Annotated in this window: 8 protein-coding genes; all 8 read right to left on the bottom strand. The window is 58.2% G+C overall.

Annotated elements, in window-relative coordinates:
* Positions 1 to 56: 56 nt before the first annotated feature.
* The 8 genes from DSM3645_RS15145 to DSM3645_RS15110 are packed head-to-tail and all read right to left on the bottom strand — an operon-like array spanning position 57 to position 19,171.
* Positions 57 to 1,448 carry a condensation domain-containing protein gene (locus tag DSM3645_RS15145; protein WP_002653100.1) on the bottom strand — a complete coding sequence of 464 codons (1,392 nt, stop codon included), beginning with the start codon at positions 1,446 to 1,448 and terminating at the stop codon, positions 57 to 59.
* 29 nt (positions 1,449 to 1,477) lie between these two features.
* The gene (locus DSM3645_RS15140) at positions 1,478 to 2,959 is read right to left on the bottom strand and encodes a class I adenylate-forming enzyme family protein (protein WP_002653099.1); all 1,482 of its coding nucleotides are present in this window, start codon (positions 2,957 to 2,959) and stop codon (positions 1,478 to 1,480) included.
* Positions 2,944 to 4,296 (bottom strand): aspartate aminotransferase family protein, encoded by a 1,353-nt coding sequence (locus DSM3645_RS15135; protein ID WP_002653098.1) that lies wholly within the window; start codon positions 4,294 to 4,296, stop codon positions 2,944 to 2,946. The genes DSM3645_RS15140 and DSM3645_RS15135 overlap by 16 nt, the downstream gene beginning before the upstream one ends.
* Positions 4,297 to 4,327: 31 nt before the next feature.
* Positions 4,328 to 5,824 (bottom strand): SDR family oxidoreductase, encoded by a 1,497-nt coding sequence (locus DSM3645_RS15130; RefSeq protein WP_002653097.1) that lies wholly within the window; start codon positions 5,822 to 5,824, stop codon positions 4,328 to 4,330.
* A gap of 36 nt (positions 5,825 to 5,860) precedes the next feature.
* Positions 5,861 to 6,625, bottom strand: a complete 765-nt coding sequence (locus tag DSM3645_RS15125; RefSeq protein ID WP_002653096.1) for an SDR family oxidoreductase — start codon at positions 6,623 to 6,625, stop codon at positions 5,861 to 5,863.
* Positions 6,622 to 7,785: an aromatic ring-hydroxylating oxygenase subunit alpha gene (locus DSM3645_RS15120; protein WP_002653095.1), complete on the bottom strand. Its 1,164-nt coding sequence runs from the start codon at positions 7,783 to 7,785 to the stop codon at positions 6,622 to 6,624. The genes DSM3645_RS15125 and DSM3645_RS15120 overlap by 4 nt, the downstream gene beginning before the upstream one ends.
* Complete coding sequence (locus DSM3645_RS15115) at positions 7,776 to 8,477, bottom strand: 4'-phosphopantetheinyl transferase family protein (RefSeq protein ID WP_002653094.1); 702 nt, start codon at positions 8,475 to 8,477, stop codon at positions 7,776 to 7,778. Before DSM3645_RS15115 ends, DSM3645_RS15120 begins: the two co-directional genes overlap by 10 nt.
* Complete coding sequence (locus DSM3645_RS15110) at positions 8,474 to 19,171, bottom strand: type I polyketide synthase (protein ID WP_002653093.1); 10,698 nt, start codon at positions 19,169 to 19,171, stop codon at positions 8,474 to 8,476. Before DSM3645_RS15110 ends, DSM3645_RS15115 begins: the two co-directional genes overlap by 4 nt.
* Positions 19,172 to 19,193: the final 22 nt, after the last annotated feature.

The following is a 19,193-nucleotide window of genomic DNA, read 5'->3' as shown; positions in this document are numbered from 1 at the left end:
ATCGATTCCATTATAGCGGAATGTTGCACTCAATCACTAACCTAAACGAGGGCCGTTTAGCGGGCCAGTTCGGCCGTTTGCGTCACTTTTTGAGCGAAAAGAGCCAACAGGTCCTCCGATTCTTCCCGCGTGAAGAAGAACGGATCTTGCTTGAGAGTCAAAAAGATTTTGTCCGCAGTCGTGGTGACGCTAAAAGCGCCGGCCGTGCGGGGACGAACCGGAGGCACGCCTATCAAGCAATCGTAGACGACGTCGCCAGCGACCAATCCGCCGTTCGCCACCGGCAACTTGGTGGCGAAACGCCGCCAGGAATTACCAAAATTGGTCAACACGGCGGTCGCAAAACAAAACTTGCCGTTCACGATCCAAGGTTGTGCTCCGACCGATTGAATCCCGGCCAGACCACCAATGAAGTACCGCGACAGTCGATCCGAGCGAATCGCGCCGGTTTCCCAGGCTAAGGATTTGCGGAGCGCATCGGGCATATTGCAAAGATCGCCGCGGCGCGTCAAAAAGGCGAATCCAACATCATTGGTCGTCGGCATTGCGCTATCGCCGCGGCCGCGCAAGTTTTGCGGCATCAACACTCGCAGTTGTCGACGTCGGATTGGAAAACCCTGCATCTCAATTTGCTCGTGCACCGTCAAAAACAAATCACGCAAGAGCAAATCGTTGAGCGTCACCTTGGACTCCGACGAAAATCGTCGCAGTGCGACCGTCGTCTCGTGCGACAATTCTTGCGTTACAAAGCCATTTTGTTTGCGCGTTGCGTTAGTCGTTATCGTCGGCAATCCGCTGGTGAGCGGCAGCGGACGTTCTGCAAAAAAGCGAAACGCGCTGGCGACGCCGCTCGCGACGTCTCGCAGTCCTTTCACCCAGGTCGGATTTTCTAACGCCGAATTGCAACGATTCAACAAACGACCTGGCTCTAGCTTGCGCGGAGTCACCGGTTTGGCTCCCGGCGTCGCGTTGTTGTAGCCGGCCAGAAAATCTTCGATAAAAGCAAAAGCGCCCACTCCATCGGCGCACGCATGATGAAAGTGGAACATGATCGACGACCGCTCACTGCCGCTGCGCACGTAGACGCGCAGCCCCACATTCTGGCGGAGGTCGATCAGGTCGTCGTAACAAGTTTCATGGTCAGCGCCATAGTCGTTCCAATCAACTTCGGGACGAAGGTCGGTCAGGCGCCAGACGTCGCCCCGCTTTTTGTCGTGTTCAATGACGCTGCGAAAGATCGGAGCGCGGCTCAGTGCGAACTCCAGCGCTTCCTCAAAGGGTCCCCGCTCGATGGTCCCTTGAAAGCGCGCCTCGGCGTCGCACATCATCGGGTATTGCGCCCGACCATCGGCGAACATGAACTTCTCTACCGGAGAAAGCGGCAGAGGAAATAGTTTGTTCAACGATGCGTTGAACTCCGTTTGCGAAACGTCAGCGACTTGCGACATCGGCAAGCTCCCGGCGGTTAGGCCTATCACTAAGGAAGTCGATCGCGCACGATTTTACCGGCGGGCGAACGCGGCAATGCGTCGACCAATGCGATCGCCTGCGGGCGTTTGTAGTAAACCAAATGCTCTTCGCAATACGCTCGAATGGCCAACTCATCCACGCCGGGCTCAACCGCGATCGCAGCTTTGACGATCTCGGCTTGAGAGGCCAAGCGACTGCCGTAAACTTTGACTTCTCGGACCCCGGGCATCGCGGCGATCGTTTCTTCGACTTCGCAAGGGACCACTTTTAGTCCCAAGACATTAATCATTTCACCGGTACGACCCCGCAAATGAATCACGGCGTCGCCGGCGATTCTCGCGAGATCGCCGGTCTCAAACCAACCGTCCGCATCCCACGGATGAAGGATCGCGTCCTGCTCATCCAGATAGCCGGCCATCATCGAGCTGCTTTGAATGTGCAGCTTGCCAACGCCGGGCTCTAGTCCCTGATCCTCGGCATCCGCCGGCGGACGAACGCAAACTTTGACGCCGTTCATCGCAGGGCCAACGCGACCATCGACATCTTGTCCGTCGGCAGTCGTCGCGACCGAAATTCCGCCGGTTTCGGTCGTTCCATAAAGAGGACAAACGGTGACGCCTGTCTTCTTGCGAAACTGCACCGCCGAGCGACGCGGCATCATCGATCCGGCGGTTAACAGCCAACGCAACCGACCAAAATCAATCATTCCGCCAAACAGCAACATGTCAATATGCGCCGGGACCATCGGCAGCAGGGTCACCGGATAGTCGCGCAGGACGTCTGCCAGCTTTTTCATGCTGAAATTGGCGGTCGTCACGATGCTGGCGCCGGAAAGCAGCGGCGTCATCACCGTCAATCCATAACCATACGCATGGCTCATCGGCGGAATCGCGAAGAGGCAATCATCTTCGCAAATCGCCATCGTCTCGGCATAGTGCCGCGCTTCCTCCATCGCCGCAAAGCCAGGCCGAAGTGCGATCTTCGGCAGGCCTGTCGAACCCGAGGTTGGATGAAGCGGGACTCCCCGCAGCTCTGGACCAGGGACGCTTGTCGGATCCGCAAACGCGCCCCACAGCAGATTCCAACCGTCGAGCGGCTGCAACTGCTGTTGGCGTGACAGGACCGTCGAAACGTGCGGATCGCCCCCAAAACTGGCGATCCACTTCACGCCGAAGCGTTTGGAATAGCGAGCCAACTCGGCCGGCGGAGTCATCACATGCACCAGCAACGGCGAGGCCTCACAAGCCAACAGCGCCGCTAACGCCGCCGGAAAGAGAGGCCCATTGCCAATCGTCACCAGGACGCGGTCGCCGGAAGCCAGACCTTGACGGCGAAACTCGCCGATCAAGGCCACGCGAGCGCGGGCAAGTTCGTCCGCCGAAATGACGCGCTGCGCATCAAGATCGATAATGCTGCCGCGATAGTTCTCGACAGCATCCAAGATTGGCGCCGCACTCCAAATCGTGTCGGAAGTTACCGGACCAGACACTGTCGGGCTCCATCTTCCCAACGCTCCAAAACCTCATCGATGTCGGCTGAAGTATGAGCGGTTGACAGGAACATCGGTTCAAATTCGTTCGGATGGAAATAAACTCCGCTGCGCTGCATCTGGTGTTGGAACTGGATGTAGCGTTCAAAGTCGCAATGACGTCGAACATCGCGGTAGTTGTACAGTCCTTCGACGTCGGTCTTGGTGATCAGACCGGCCAATAACGGGCCCAGGTGATGAACATGGTGCGGAACGCCAAGACGATTGTAAATATCGTCGATACCGCCGGCCAATTGATTGCCGAGAGCATGCAAGTTGGCGTAAATGTTGTCTTTGTCGGCGAGAACGGTGTCGAGCACCGCTTCGGCAGCCGACATCACCACTGCATTTCCTGAGAAGACGCCGCCGTGGAACAGCGGGCCGTTGGTGATGCAGCTCATGATCTCCGCCGAAGCGCCAAACGATCCAACCGGATAGCCGCCGCCCATCGCCTTCGAGACGACGGTGATATCGGGCGAAACGAGATAGTGCTCTTGGGCGCCGCCCGCAGCGACGCGCATGCCGGTGATCACCTCGTCGAAGATCAACAGACCGCCGCGATCATGGATCATTTCGCGCGCCGTGGCCAAGTAACCGTCGCGCGGAAGCAACAAACCGGCGTTGCCCGAGATCGGCTCCATGATGATCGCCGCCGCTTCGTCGCCGTGCTCTTCCAAACAGCGCTGCAGCGCGTCGAGATCGTTCCATTGGCAAGTGATCACGTCATCCAATGCGTCGGTCATGCCGGTAGTGCCGGGGATCGCCGGCCCATAACCGCACTCTGGCAACATCTCCAGCGGAGCGTGGTACTTGGTGAAGACCGCTTCGCTCCAACCGTGATAGTGACCTTCAAACATGATCAGCTTGCGTTTGCCGGTGTAGGTCCGAGCCAAACGAATCGCCGAGGCGCAGGCTTCGGTCCCCGAATTGGCGAATCGCAGCAGTTCGATGCACGGAAACAATTGCTTCAACTTTTCGGCGACCCGAATCGTCACTTCGGTCGGAAAGCCAAGCTGGCTCCCTCGTTCCGAAATCTGACGATACACGGCTTCGATCACTTGCTTGGGCCGATGGCCCAACAGCAGCGGGCCATAGGCCATGTTCAAGTCGATGTACTCGTTGCCGTCGATATCCCACAGACGACTTCCTTCGCCGCGGTCTGCGACGAGAGGAATGTGATAAGGCAGAACTCGCATCGTGCTGCTATCGCCGCCCGCGATGCTCTTGCGACCGCGTTCCAGCGTTTTCGCACTAAGAGCCGCTCCGCTTGAATCCGCTTTGGAAATCATTCCCGTCATGGCGTTACCCCCGTTCATTGCTGTGTGTCTTTCAATTGGCGCAGTTATTAGTGGTGTCGGAGCGGGTCAAAGAGGCAAGATCGTGAAAACAACGAGCGAGCTGCTCAGAACTCGCCGCATGCCCAGTCGTCACCAAACGACCCGACTGCAATGCTGTTTCCCAAGACAGCTCTCCGCGCGTCAATCGCGTGAATGTGTCGCTGTTTAAATAACAAGTGGGACTGTCGCCGTTTTGCAAACCCGCCCCAACGCCGACCAACCGCCCATGATCTACGATCATGTGCCATTGCCCACCGCCGCTGCCGCAAATCTGCAAACTGACGTACCGACGATCGCTGGATTCCTGAGCGAGCTGGTTGGCGTTAGCCAACCAAGGAGCCAAGTCTTCAGCGACCGGAAACTTAATCTTGGCCGTCGCTTCGCGCGGCCAACCGAAATTCTTTTCTAGGGCGAATGAAATTAAACGATCCATCATCGCGTCATCTACGACCGGGCAAGGCAAATCGGGCAGCGCTTGCTCGGTGCGCGTCGAATCAAACGCAGGGTCGTCGCTCCAGTACGATTGGTACACGCCCATTTGCTCGCGGAACGTCTCCCCAATTTCATCCACCGAGATATTTTTATTTCCGGTGAATGGTTCATCCGGACGAGCCAACTTCATCACCATCGATGCAAGCGCCGCCAACATTTCGGCTACCGTCGCAGGCTTAGGGTTGGTGAAATGATACGTCTCGCCATGCAAGTCAGGACGAGCGATCACCTCGGTCATCGCCTTCGAGACCCAGTCGACCGGAACCAGATTCTTTCGTTCCGATCCGTCCAACTGTAACGCTCCCAGCAGGTCGCATTGAACGAACGACTCCCAAGGCAACGAAGTCACCATCGCGTGAACCAAACGTAGCGGCGTGTAAAAGCCGTGGTACGAAACGGTAAAGCCGGTCTCGGCGTCTCCCACGATAATGGAAGGACGATGCACGGTAAGCACATCCAGAAAATCGGCGGCGCGAACTTCCTTCTCAGCGGTTAGTTTGCTCGACTCGTAGTCGTTGCTAGGCTCTTGACCCACGTCAACTTCGTCTTCGCGGATCACATCGCGACGCGTTCCGCAAATATAGGCGGTCGAAACATGATGCAATTTGCGAATCCCCGCGTCGCGGCAAAGGCCCAGCATATGACGCGTCCCCAGAATATTGCTGCGCCATGGTTCGCCTTCTTCGCTATCGGCGTAAAACGTCAGCGATGCGGCCGAGTGGACCATCGTGTCGCAATTCTCAGCGACCCACGCTTGATCGGCGGCCGAAAGTCCCAAGCCGGATTGGGTGATATCTCCTTCCAAGACGACCGGACGAACGAGAGCTCGACCGAGCTCCGCTTCCCAATAGGCCATCGCCGTCTCAATCCGTTGCGTCGCCGACTCAAATCGCGATCGGCGCACGACGACCGCCAAAGGCACGTCGGCCAATGTGAGGTCGCGAATCAAGTACCGGCCAAGCAATCCTGTCGCGCCGGTTAACAAGTGATACTTCATGCGGAAAATCTTGCTTTGCTATTACGTCCTGATCAACTAAACGTGAACCGCGGCTCCGCCGTCAACGACGAGCGTTTCACCTTGAACAAGATCCGACAACGGCGACGCCAGAAACAAGACCGCGTCCGCAATGTCTTCGATGCTCAGCATGCGGTCACCCATCATCGTTTTGTCTTTGCGATGGTCGAACATCTCGCCGGCGCCTGGCAGGCGTTTGGTCGAATCGGTTTCGACCAGGCCCGACTTGATGATATTGACGTTCACCCCTTTGTCGCCGACTTCCAAGGTGAGATGGCGCGCCAAGCTTTCGAGCGCCGCTTTCGAGCTGCCGATTAGCCCGTACCAGGGCAACGCCATGTTCGAGCCATGGCTGCTGATGCCGATCACTTTCGCGCGGCCTTTGCTTTTTTCAAGCAACGGCAATCCGGCCTGCACCAGAAATAGCATCGCTAGCACGTTGGTGTGATACGTGTTTTCAAAATGCTTTTCGTTCGCCGCCATCAACGGGCGAAAACCGCCGGTCGCCGCATTGCTGACGATGATGTCCAATTGTTGAATATGTTCGCTGATGTACTCCATCATCGATTCGACGTCATCCTTTTTGCTCACATCCGCTTTGACGACAAACGAACGTCGTCCCATCGCGCGAATTTCCTTGGCCGTTTCCATCGCGGCGGTACGTGACGTGACGTAGTTAACGATGACGTCGCAGCCTGCTTCGGCAAGTCGCAATGCGGAAGCTCGCCCCATTCCGCGCGAACTTCCGGTAACCAAAGCGATACGTCCGGAGAGGTTAATCATGTTGCGTTCCCTGAAAATCGAATTGGAAGTATTTCGCTAACGTCGTCCGAACCAGTCATTTGGCTCGCACGCTCGATATAGTTTTGAAAATGAAAAACGCGTTCTTCACGTGTTGAAATCAAACCGCCGGTCGGCTCATCGGCCGCCGCCAACCCGGCTTGAATGTGCGGCAGGATTTCGGCGTCTTCGGAACCGACCTTGGTCAGAAAATCATTCGCCCACCGGCTGATAAAGCCGCGATTCCACAATCGCCGCAGCTGTCCCTTTTCGCCGATGTGGCACATCAAGCGGACCACCGACAACGACTGATCCGGCGAAACCGGAACCACGCATTCGACCCAACGATAGAGCGATAATCGCGCGATCATGATGTTGGGGTAATGCAGAATGTGTTCGTAAGAGCCGTCCCGCTGACGTCCCACCATCCAATGCCCGATCCGATCCAGCATCGCGCGAAACGAGCGTTCCTCACTGTAATCGACAAACAGCGACGTCCAAGTGTCGTGCAGCTGATGCGTGCAATCCTTCTCGGCCGGCGCCTTGCCGAACGTCTTCGGATGGACCTCGGTTGTGTGATAGCTTTCTAGTGCGTTTTCGACCAAGCATTTCCAATTGGCGTTGATCTTTCGCGTCATCACAATCGCCGTATGCATCTCTGGCGAAAACCAGGATTCGTACAGCTCGAACTTGTTCCCTAAAAATTCTTTCAGGCTCGGACCGTCTTCTGTCAGATTGACAAACACCAGTTCGCCGCAGCGCTCCACTCGAAATCGCTTAAGTCCCAGCATTCCGTGCGCAAGCGGACGAAAGGTTTTCGCGTCTGGAATTTTCCGAACGTTGCCGGTCTCGTCGTATTCCCAACCATGGTATTGGCAATGCAAACGCTCGGCGATTCCGCACGGTTTGCATGTCAGTTTCGAGTAGCGATGCGAGCAAACGTTCAGAAAGGCGCTGACCTCATCTTCGTTTCGCCACAGGATAATCGGGCGCTCGAACAAGTCGAACGTTAAAAAAGATCCGTTGCGAGGCAATTCGCTCATCACCGCGACGCAATGCCACGCCGGCAACAGGATCGTTTCAATCTCCTTTTTGTAGATCGTCGGATCAATATAGGACTCACGCGGTAAAACCTGCGGATGGTGTTCTTTGCTCACAAACATGAAGTAAACTCCTGCCGAGCGGCGACTGGAGAATCATGAGTAATTGCTTGCCAAACTGCCGTCGCGGTTCCTCGAGGGGACGTGCGAATCCACGTCGAGAGGGGAGCGAGTCGGCGTCCAAACAACGAGCAACGAACTTCTCGATCGCAATACGATTCGATTTCTACGCTTCGCGGGTTCCAGGCCTGGCTGTCTCCCTGTGATTTGAAAATCGCTTCTTTCAGTCCCCATAACAGGGAAGCCGACTCCGGACGTTCGGCAAGCCAAGCTTGTTCACGCTCACTAAACCAAGCACGCGAAAATTGCTTGTCTTGCGGAACGTCCCAAGCCAGATCAACGCCGATGGACGTCGCGTCGGTCGTCATTCCGACCAATACGGCGTCGCCCGCATGAGAAAGAGAAATGCGGTGTTGCGACGGTTGCCCATCCACAAAAACCTGCGGCGCTGCCCCCAATCCAACAGGTGAACGGGACAATATTTCTACCCGCCGTAAATCGGCCGACTCATTCGACAGGGCGATCAAACGCTTGGCGATCCAGCGTGCGCGCAGCCATTGCCGACGGCGATTTTCATGCGCGAAAAACGCCAGTTCGGCCTCTTCTGCGGCGCTCAGCCAAGCGTCTTGATGATCGATCGGCAATCGACGCGTATCCGCGACGTACCGAACGATCCAGGTCGGTGAAAAAATCATGCGATTCCTCCCCGGCCAAGAATCACTTTCTGATAGCCAATCGCTTTCAAGATCACGTCTCCGTTTTCACCAAACAGAGTCAGATCGTAGATCGCCGATTTTTCGGCCACATCGCGACAAACAAAATGAACGTAGCAATTTTCGCCATCTCGCGGCAGACGACCAAGCTCCAATCGCTCAATCTTCCGCGGCAGCGAAATCGCCCCCTCGCTATGCAGATACAGCTGACAACCGCACGCATAAAGCGCCGAATCGAGCACGCACGATGGAACGCGCCACCCTTCCACGCGTTCAGGCTTCGTCAGATCGGCCAAAGGTTGTGCGACAATATGTCCCCAACCGCCTGTCGAGTCGCAACTGAGCGCCTTTAAGCAGCGGAACGGAGCGCCATGATAGATGGCGCTATCCTCGGGATACGTGACAGCGCTCCATTCGCTCGGAAACGGCGGCAGATCGGCCGTGATCGCAGCTGGCGCGTCACTCAGTTCGAGCTTTGCTTGCAAGTAAAGTCGGTCTTTTTGAATCAATCCGCCGGTGCGATTCCGGAAATCGCAGGTCCAGCGGCACTCAGCGACATGGTCGCCCACCATCTTGGCTCGCGCCTGGGCTGTCGCTGCGTTGTCGGTATGAAACGCCAGGCCGTCAATCATATCGACGTCACAGAAGGCGACCACCTTTTTACCAGAAGCCAACTCGGCCGCTTCGCGCAGCGCTTCTAGCGTTACGACAACCGGCATCAACGGTTTGCCGCGCAGCCGATGCAACGCCAAGAAAGGATCGTTCACCGGATCGAGCGGCACGTCGCCGACAAACTCGTCTCCCTCAGTACGCGAAGTCGCGACCAGCGGAAACGAGCCGTCAACCGCATCGCCAGAGCGAGGTTGGAACTCGCCTAAGGGGAACTGTTCGTTCGGGTAGAACATCGGGTAGAAGTCGCCGAACGTGTAAAGCGTTTCCGCTTTCAATCCGCCGCCGGCCATTTCTTCTTCCATCCGCCGAACTCCTTCTTCCGGCAGCATGTATTTCATTTTCATCACTGATCGCGGTCCCCAGGCGAATCGAGACAGCGTCGCGATGCCGGCGCCTTCCCACGATTCCCAGTGGATGCAGAGCGTCGTGCAATCAGGACGTGTCGAGCGAAACCAGTCGAGCGCCTTCGACATCGAGTCGTTTCCGGCCGCGTAGTCGCTCAGCCCGTTCCCACCAAAACGTCCGCTGATCGAGCCGAATCCGATGCAATGCGTCAGCGGATCCTTCTGCGTCAGCGCGAATAAATGAAGCAACCCGTCAAACTTGGCGCGAATTAGCTTCTCGACAAACGGTCGACGTTTGTGATCAAATCGCCCCGGCTCAATCAAGCCGGCGCCATGCATCAGACCGTTGATCGGACCATCGACGCGACGCACCTTTTCCAACACCGCTGCGACCGCATCGCGATCGGTGACGTCGCACTGGTGATAGGTCGCCTGAACGCCGGAATCCGCAAACCTCTGCAGGTTGTTGAAAATCTCGCAGTCTTTCAACACGCGATCCCATGCCTGACCCGGCGAACCGCCGGCGGCGACCGCTTCTCGAGCGATCTGCGTTTTGTAGGTTTTCAGCTGTTCTTCATCAAAAGTGCGCCAGATGGCGTCGGCCAGCGGCGCCGGACTTTTGCCCAGCAGATGCAATTTCCAACCGTAGCGAGCCGCCAACTCGCGTGCGGCGATCGCGGTAATCCCGCGAGCACCACCCGTCACGACCCAAGTTCCGCCACGTGGAATGTTCGCGGCCGGTCCCAGTTCGAGCGGGGTTCCGATCGGCCGAATCACACGACGAACGCCGCGGCTCCAGCTCACTTCAACTTCCGGCTGATCGGCGGCAAGTTCACGCATCAGCGCGTCAAACAGAGTCGCCGGCGATTCGTCGCTCGGAGCGTCGATCACTTTGCAGCGTGCGACGCGATTGTCGAGCCGCGAATCTTCAATATGCAGCGACTTCATAAAGCCGGCGACTCCGCCGCCGTCAGGCGTCTGCACCGTCGACTCAAAGCCGAAATCTCCCCCCAGCGAAGTTGCTGCGACCAGATCGCCGGTACCTGCTTCCGGAAACTTAAGGAGCCGCTTGTACCAATTTTGGGCGATGAAGTAGGGAGCAATGATTCCTTCGTGACGACGGCGATCAATCTCGGCGACCGACAGCGAGTCGGCTGACAACGCATCACGACTGGTCATCAAAAAGAGCCGCTTCGCCGGTTTCTCGGGATGCAGCGCATCAAGCCAAGCCAGCGTTTCGTCCAGGTCGGCGCGTGCGCCAAAGCGATAGACCTCGACGCCTGCTTGTTGCAGTCGTTGCTCGAGTTCGACCGCGTCGGCGTTTTCTCCCAAGATCCAAACTGGCCCATCAAACGTAGGCGCGGTCGGTGTTCCCGCAGCAAGCGGCGAATCGATCAGTTTCAATTCGCATCGTTCGGTTCTCAACTCCACCGCAGCATCCGCTGGCCCCAGCGGCTCGGTTGAAACAGGTTCGGCCGGCGCTGCGGATGGCTTCGCTTCGGCGCGGCTCTCGGCCAAAATCCCCAAACCATCGGCAAAACGTTGCCAATGACGACGCTCGGTGATCAGAATCTCGCCGCGCGGAACATCGGCCTCGATCTCGCGAATCAAATGGCCAACGCCTTCGGCGAGCGGCATCAGTTTTAAGGCGCTCTTATCGTTCAAAACGTTTTTCGTTTCAGGGCGAGCCGCCATCCCGACTTCATCCCAGCCGTGCCAGTGGAAGCCGACAGCTCGGACCCACGGACGCGTGCGACGGTAGGCGTTCATCAGTTTACAGAGCAGATCGCTCGCCAGACAATAGTCGGCTTGCCCAAAGCTGCCGAGCCGACCAGCGATGGAACCGAAGCCGATGAAATGTCGGATCGGATCCCGCTCGGTCAGCGCCGCCAGATGGACGACGCCGCCATCTTTGACGCCGATGGTCGCCTGCACGACATCGCGACGTTTCTTTTCCATTCGGCAAGATTTGTCGATGCCGGCGCCATGCAAGATGCCGGAAATCGGTCCATCGACGCGGCGAATTTCTTCCAACACGACCGCCAATGCGGCGCGATCCGAAACATCGCAAGCATGGTACGTGGCCGAAACGCCGCTGTCGACAAACGCGCGTAGCGATTTGTCGATCTCCAAGCTTTTCTGCACCCGCTCCCACGCTTGCGGCGCTTGTTGGCCTGCATTGCGGGCCGCGATCATCGTCTCGGCCTTCAGTTTTTGCAGACCCGCTTCATCCAACTGTCGCCAGGCGGGATCAATCGCCGGCAATTCGCTAGAGCCAATCAAATGCAGTTTCAGGCCGTACCGTTTCCCTAATTCCAACGCACACGCCGCCGTGATGCCGCGAGCGCCGCCGGTAACGACCCAAACTCCTTGCGGCAATTGGGCGGCAGCCTTGGTCGCAGCAGGACGGTCCATCGCAAACGGAACCCGGCGCACTCCGCCGGTGTAGGAAACCTCGTAATCTTGATTGCCCGAAGCGAGTTCGACAAAGATGTTGCAGGCGATCTGACACGGTGATTCTTGCGAACAGGTATCGAACGCTTTGACGCGGGGGCCTTTGCCGCCGCGCATCACGGTGTATTCGATGAAGATCGCTTTCATCAACCCGGTCAAAGCGCCCCCCTGAACCGCCGTCGCTCCGCGGCTGAAGCCGAAGTCGCCGCCCAGTGCGGTCACGGCGACAACCGTCGTATTCTCAAGCCAACCACCGGCATCCGCCAAAGATAGCCATTTCTGGCAAACGAACAGCGGCGTTTCCATGGACGATTGTTGCTGAGCGTTCCAGGCCGACTCGACGGAAAACCGCAGATTCGCGCGATCATCGCGCGCCGTCGTTACAAACAGGTGCGGCGCAGGGCCGGCGGCACAGATCGATTCAACCTGCGCGACGGCGCTCTCCAAATTGGATGCGTCCGCGATTTGATAAACCGTAACGCTCGCTTGTTGCAGCTGTTCGATCAGTGCAGCGGCAGTTTCTCCATCGCCCAGCACGATTGCGGCGCCATGGAAAACAGGCGTCATCGACGATGCGGATAGCGGCGAATCGCACATTTCCAGCTCAAAACGAGCGGTGACGTGCGGCTGCGCCAGCGGAGTCGCTGCACCTTTCTGCCGAACTGCCGGCGCCGTAATGTTGGCGTCGGCAAACAATCCGTTGAGCGAGAAATGCTCCATCGATCGCGATGTGGTCGATTTCTTCAGAGACAATTGTCCCGATCCAAAATCGATCAAGAAGGCGAGAGCGTCACTATCGGCTGACAGCAGCAGATTCGCGACTTCGCTCGAATCGACATCTTGTTCGGTCAGCGAAGCACCGCCAGCGAGCGCCATCTGACGCTTGCCGCAGTGAATGGACGGTTGATCGCTGATGACTTGCCGTTGTTGCCCGTGCGACTGAACGCTGGCCAGACGACCACCATGGAGATCGCCGAGAACCACATTGCCTGCTGCGGCGGGCGAATGCAGCGTCAGATCAATCGCGGCTTCCAGATCTACGCCGTTTTGTAATACATAAGCTGAATGGTTCTCACCGCTGAAAGTCAAACCTGCAGCGTTCACGCCCCCCAACACCAACATCGTGCCGATCGGAGCAACCACCACGTGCGACAAGCCGTTGGTCGGCCTTCGCAAAAACGTCGCCAACCGAATCGTCTCGCGCATCGGGTTGATCACCGGCGAGCCAAATTGAGCGGCGTGCAACAGCGAACCTTCGGACTGGCCAGTCGAAGCGGCTTGCTCCATGCCGGTCAGCGTTTCTGCGACCGCAAAGTGATGAGCGAGTACATTGCTAAGCGGTGTCTCAATTGCGTCAGCGATTCCTTGCAGTTCATCCAATTGATCAGGCGTCAGCAGTTGCAACGCCTGAGCCGTGTGAGCGGAACCAGGGAGCTCGTCAATCGACTCGCCAACGTACTCCGCATAGGTGCGGAGTACGCGACGAATCTCTGCGCGATATTGACTGCCGTGCCGCCAGCCCATTTCGTACGGCGTGCCGACGAGGGTCAGGGGCGCTGCAGCGCCAAAATCCAAATTCTTACCATTGAGTTCCGTAGCGGCAGCACCATTAGTGCTGCTAGCTGCGGCCGGCGCGTTGTCTTTAGTTTCCAGAGCCGGCGCCGGAGCGGCCAGGGAAAAAGATGCTGGTTCCTCGGTCGCGGCAGATGCGTTGCCCGCGAGGAAGTTCAAGACGTGACGCAGCGTCGGGAAGTCATCCAACGACATGTCGGTGGCCGACGTGCTGATGTCGAAGTATTCCTGTAACTCGCCAAACAACTGCGCCTTCTTGATGCTGTCGATGCCCAAGTCGGCTTCGAGATCCGCGTCCATGTCGACCACTTCCGGCGGATAACCGGTTTGCTCGACCACAAAGTTGACCAAAAACGATTCCAGCTCGGCCGGGCTCGTTCCCGTCGCAGCAGGCGTTTCCGCCATAGGCGGAGGCGAAACCGCAGCCGGCGTTGCGACCGGAGCAGCCGCAGAGCTTTCGCTGGCTTGACCGCTAGCCGAGAGGAAGTTCAAAACGTGACGCAGCGTCGGGAAGTCATCCAACGACATGTCGGTGGCCGACGTGCTGATGTCGAAGTATTCCTGCAACTCGCCAAACAACTGCGCCTTCTTGATGCTGTCGATGCCCAAGTCGGCTTCGAGATCCGCGTCCATGTCGACCACTTCCGGCGGATAACCGGTTTGCTCGACCACAAAGTTGACCAAAAATGATTCCAACTCGGCCGGGCTCGTATCAGACGCAGCAGCGACCGGCTCAGCGGCGGCGACCGGAGCAACCGGTTGCGGCGGGGCAACGACTGGAGTAGGCGCCGCCGGAGCAGTGCTTCCTTGTCCGCTGGCCGAGAGGAAGTCCATGACGTGACGCAGCGTCGGGAAGTCATCCAGCGACAAGTCGGTGGCCGACGTGCTGATGTCGAAGTATTCCTGCAGCTCACCAAACAGCTGGGCTTTCTTAATGCTGTCGATACCGAGATCGGCTTCCATATCAGCGTCGAGATCGACCACTTCCGGCGGATATCCGGTTTGCTCGACCACAAAGTTGACGAGGAATTTCTCCAGGTCGACCCCTTCGCTCTTGCTGCTCGCAGCAGCGGACACAGGCGCCGGCGCAACCGGGGCAGGGGGCGGAGTCGGCGGCGCTGGCTGCGGTGCAGGCGGTTGAACCGCAACAGGCGCTGGCGGGGCGGCAAACGTCGGTCTCGGAACAATTGGCGCTGCGACCGGCGCCGGCGCGGGAGGCGTGACCACGGCCGGAGCCGGAGTCGGCGGCGATGCCGCAGGCGGCGAAGCCTGGGCAGAACCACGCATCTTCGCGCGACGACGCTCTGTAGCGTCAAAGTGCGGAATATCGTCCATCTGGTTCTTCTCGTTGGTGCTAATCGAACTACGGGAGGAAGCGACAGGCTGCGGCTTAACTGGCGCGCGGTCCGTCGAAGAAGTTATGGGTTGGGAAACAACAGCCGCAGCGGCCGGTTGCGGAGCCGTAAACGTCGCACGCGTCTCGGTCGCCGTCTTGGCGGGGACAGGCTTCGGCGTGCTGACAACGGGAGCTCTCACTCCTAGGCATTCCAGCAGCGCTTCGACGCACAAAATGGGCTCGATGCCGCCATGCTTGGGATTATCGGAAGCAATCACTGTCGCATCGCCGGAAAGGATCCGGCGGTTCAGTTTTGTGAGCGTTTGTTGGGGGCCGACCTCGACAAAAATCGTCGGCGTCTCCAACGCTAGTTGTTCAATCAAGGGGGCATATTTGACAGGAGTCGTCAGTTGCACGCCCAGATTGCGACGGATTCGGACTGGATCTTCCGTCAGGTTGTTATCAACGGTGCTGATAAACGGCGTTTGCGGCGTTCGCATGTCGGCCGTTTCGAGCGCCTGTTGCAGCATCCGGCTTGATCCGGCCATCAACGGCGTGTGAAACGCCGCCGGAACCGCCAAGATTCGCGTGGGATACGACTTGGCCGCCAGCGCATTGGACAACTGCTCCAGCGCCGCCAATTTGCCGCCGATCACGGTCTGATCAGGAGCGTTGTAGTTGGCCAGATAGGCCTGGCAGCCGCAAGCGGCGATCACCTGCTTGATCTCTTCTGGCGGAGCGGTCGTGGCCAACAGTCCGGCGTTGTTCAGCGAAGTCGCGTTGATTCCATCGCAGCGTGCCCGCGTCATACGAATGACCGCGTCCAGGTTCCAAACGCCTGCGGCGTACAAAGCGGGGAACTCGCCGTAGCTGTGTCCCAGCACGACATCCGGTTTCACGCCGCGTTCCGAAAGGGCCGCCAGGCAGATCAGATCGGCCAATAGCATCGCGATCTGCGTCTTCCAAACGTCGGCGCCAAGCTGCGTCGGCGCGTTCCAGGCCAAGTCCGCAAAAATCGGATAGCCCAGTCGTCGCATCGCAGCGTCCGCTTCTGACATCATTTGAGCCGCAGCCGGCGACTGGCGGACCAGATCGCGCAACATTCCTTCGTACTGCGATCCCTGGCCCGGAAACAAAAACGCAATACGCGGTATTGCAGCGAGCGGTTCGCGACAGAAGATCCCTTGTTGTTCTAGTACCTGACGCGAAGCGGAATTGCCCAGTTGCGGCAATGCCATCATCAGCTTCTTGGTCAGCGCCGGCACACTGTCGGCGACGATCGCTAACCGAATCTTGTCGCTAGGAGTAAATGTTTTTGCTTCCGCCTGGTCAAACGTGCTGTCCGCATCCGCAAGTGCGACGTTGACCATGTTCTTCAGCTCGGACAGCGAAGCGGCGCCCAAGCGCACGATTCGTGCGGCTTGAACCGGCTCGGCTGTTGACGGCGTGCTTGCTTGAACGATCGCCTTAGGCGGCGCGACCGAGCCGTCATCCAGCATTAGGTAGAAAGCTTGTCCCTTCGACCAGCTGGCGACGGCGCCTACTCCACGGCCCCCCAATTTCACGTTGACGGTCGCCGTCTGGACGCTGGCGGTCGAACCGTTAAATGCGGCGGTCGACTGTTGAAGTTCGCGCGCCGCCGAAACTTCGTGATGTTGCGATTCCAGGGCCGCTTTGAGCACGGTGATCAGCGAGCTGCCGCCTCCCATGTGTCCGAACTGCGCGGTGCCGGACGTCAGATGGAGCGGCTGCTTGCGATCGGGCGACGTATGCTCGTGAGCCAAGGCCGACAGCGATTGCGAGACGCTACTGTTGTTTTCGTCCGTTTCGATATCGACGAACTGAATTTCACTCGGCGCAATGTCGGCTATTTTCGAGGCGCGCTCGACCGCCATTCGCATCGCTTCGGCAGGCGAATCATGCGTCGCGACGCCCAGACCACGAATTACGGCGCGAATCCGATCGCCGTCACGTCGCGCATCAGAAAGTCGCTTCAAGACGACAACCGCGGCGCCTTCGCTCGGCACCACGCCGTTGTATCCAGCGTCGAGTACGTTTTTCGGCTCCGCATCGCAATGCAACAAGCCCGACTCACGCAGTCCGTCAAACATGGTGATTCCCATGCGACGCTGTCCAGCGGCGCAAATCATCATGTCGTTGTCGCCTGACAACAGCGAATCGATGCACAGCGCAATTCCTGACATGCCGGACGTCGTGCCGCTATCGATCGCGACGGCGCCGCCGTTCAAGTCAAGCGTTTTGCTAATTCGCGAAGCGAGCGTGCTGCTGGTAAAACTGCCGGTCTCGTCGACCAGGGCCGGCCATTTTTTCAGCAAGACATTGGCGAAATCTTGATTGATCGCTTCGATCTTCTCGGCGGCGAGTCCGCGTGCTTGCAGTAACGTGGTCAGCTTCGCCTGCATTTCGGGGAGACGCAGACCCATTTCTAACTGGTCGCCAAAATCGCCTCCAAATTCGGTTCCGATGACAACGCCGCACAGTTCGCGCTGGATCGATTCGCGATCGTAGCCGGCGTCGGCCAGCGCTTGTTCGCTCGCGTCAAGAAACATGAACTGCAGCGGATCGGCTTCGAGAACTTGTTTGGGCGGGACCTTATGTTTGCGCCAATCGTACGCGTAGTCCGTTATGAAACCGCCCAGGACCTGAATTCCTTTGTCGGCCGCCTTTTGGCGCGCCAGCGGCGACCAGCGATCGGCTGGAGGTTCGATTTTCGGATCGGTCCCTTGTTGCAATGTTTCCCAGAACGCGTTGATTTCAGCGGCGCCTGGTGCGATGCAGCCCAGGCCGATAATCGCGATAGCGCGATCGTCCGCTGTTTCGGCAACCGGACGCGGACCGCCGGTAATCTGCTCGGACGTCTGACCGACATACTCGTCGATCACCACGTGCATGTTCAAGCCGCCGATTCCAAATGCATTCACCGCTGCGCAACGCGGTCCGCCATCGGCGGGCGCACTCCACGGAGCCGGTTGCATCGGCACGAAGAAGGGAGACTCGTTCCACGGCACCTTCGTATTCAGCTCTTTGATATTGATTGCGGCCGGAAATTGCTGATGCTGCATGCAGAGGATCGTCTTGATCATCCCGGCGACGCCTGCCGCTTCCAGCGCATGCCCAATGTTGGCCTTGGCGCTGGTGATGGGGATTTTCTTCCCCTTCGGAAAGTTTGGCTCCAGCACTTCGCGCAGCGTTTCCAACTCGGTAGCGTCGCCCAACTGGGTCGCCGTCGCGTGACATTCCAAGTACTGGAGTCGAGAAACGTCAACGCCGCTGCGATACGCGCGGCGCATTGCTCGCATTTGCCCTTCTTTGCGGGGCGCCCACAAACTTTTGCCGCGTCCGTCGGTCGCTACGCCCAAACCGCGGACGACGGCTTGAATTTGGTCGCCGTCTGCGATCGCTCGCTCCAGCGTCTTCATGACCAGCGCGACGTAGCCTTCCGACATGATCAGGCCATCGGCGCCGGAGTCAAAGGGACGACTATCATCCTTTGTCAGCGTTTGCGCGTTCGAGAAGAGGACCAGCGAATCGGACTTACAGTCCGACGCTCCGCCGACCACAACCATATCCGCGCGGCCGCGCTGCAGCGCTCGGGCGCCCATCAGCATCGCGTGCAACGAGGAGGCGCAAGCCGAGTTCAACGCCAACCACGAGCCGTTCAGACCAAACGCTTTGGCGACGGTGCCGGCGACCATGTTGCAGTTGAGATAGCGGAACCCTTCGGCGCCTTCTGGAATGGTGGCCAATAGATCTTGCAGCAATTGCTGCTCGACGGCTTGGCGCTCGGCGGGCGCCAAATCTTGGAACTCGGGGGTTTGTTCCAGCAACGCGACCGCTTCGTCGACGTACGCGCGAAACGTCAGTTCGCCGAGGCGCGAGCTTCCTTGCGCATGGCCAATGAAGACGGAACAGTTTCGATCCTTGAGTTGGAAAGGATCGTAACCGGCATGACGGAATGCTTCGGCCGCCGTTTCCGTCATCAAAAGATGCGTGTTATCGACCGAGTCAATCAAGTCCTGCGGCAGCGGGCAGCGGTCACGATGGAACGTGCGATCTGACAGCACCGCAGCTTTGGTCGAGTAAGTCTTTCCGCGGACGCCCTTGTCCGGATGGTAATAGAGCTCACGATTCAAACGATCCGCCGGGACTTCGCCTACGGCCGATCGCCCCTCGGAGATCAGTTGCCAATATTCGTTCAAGTTGGCGGCGCCGGGGAGACGGCACGCCATGCCGACAATCGCCACCGGAATATCGGTTCGATCAGTCGAGATTGTCATGTTTCCTATCCTGATTTTTTGG

Origin of the sequence: Blastopirellula marina DSM 3645 (assembly GCF_000153105.1) — a bacterium.
GTDB lineage: Bacteria > Planctomycetota > Planctomycetia > Pirellulales > Pirellulaceae > Blastopirellula > Blastopirellula marina.
The sequence above is the reverse complement of the archived record's forward strand: the minus strand, read 5'-3'. Positions and strand labels throughout refer to the sequence as shown.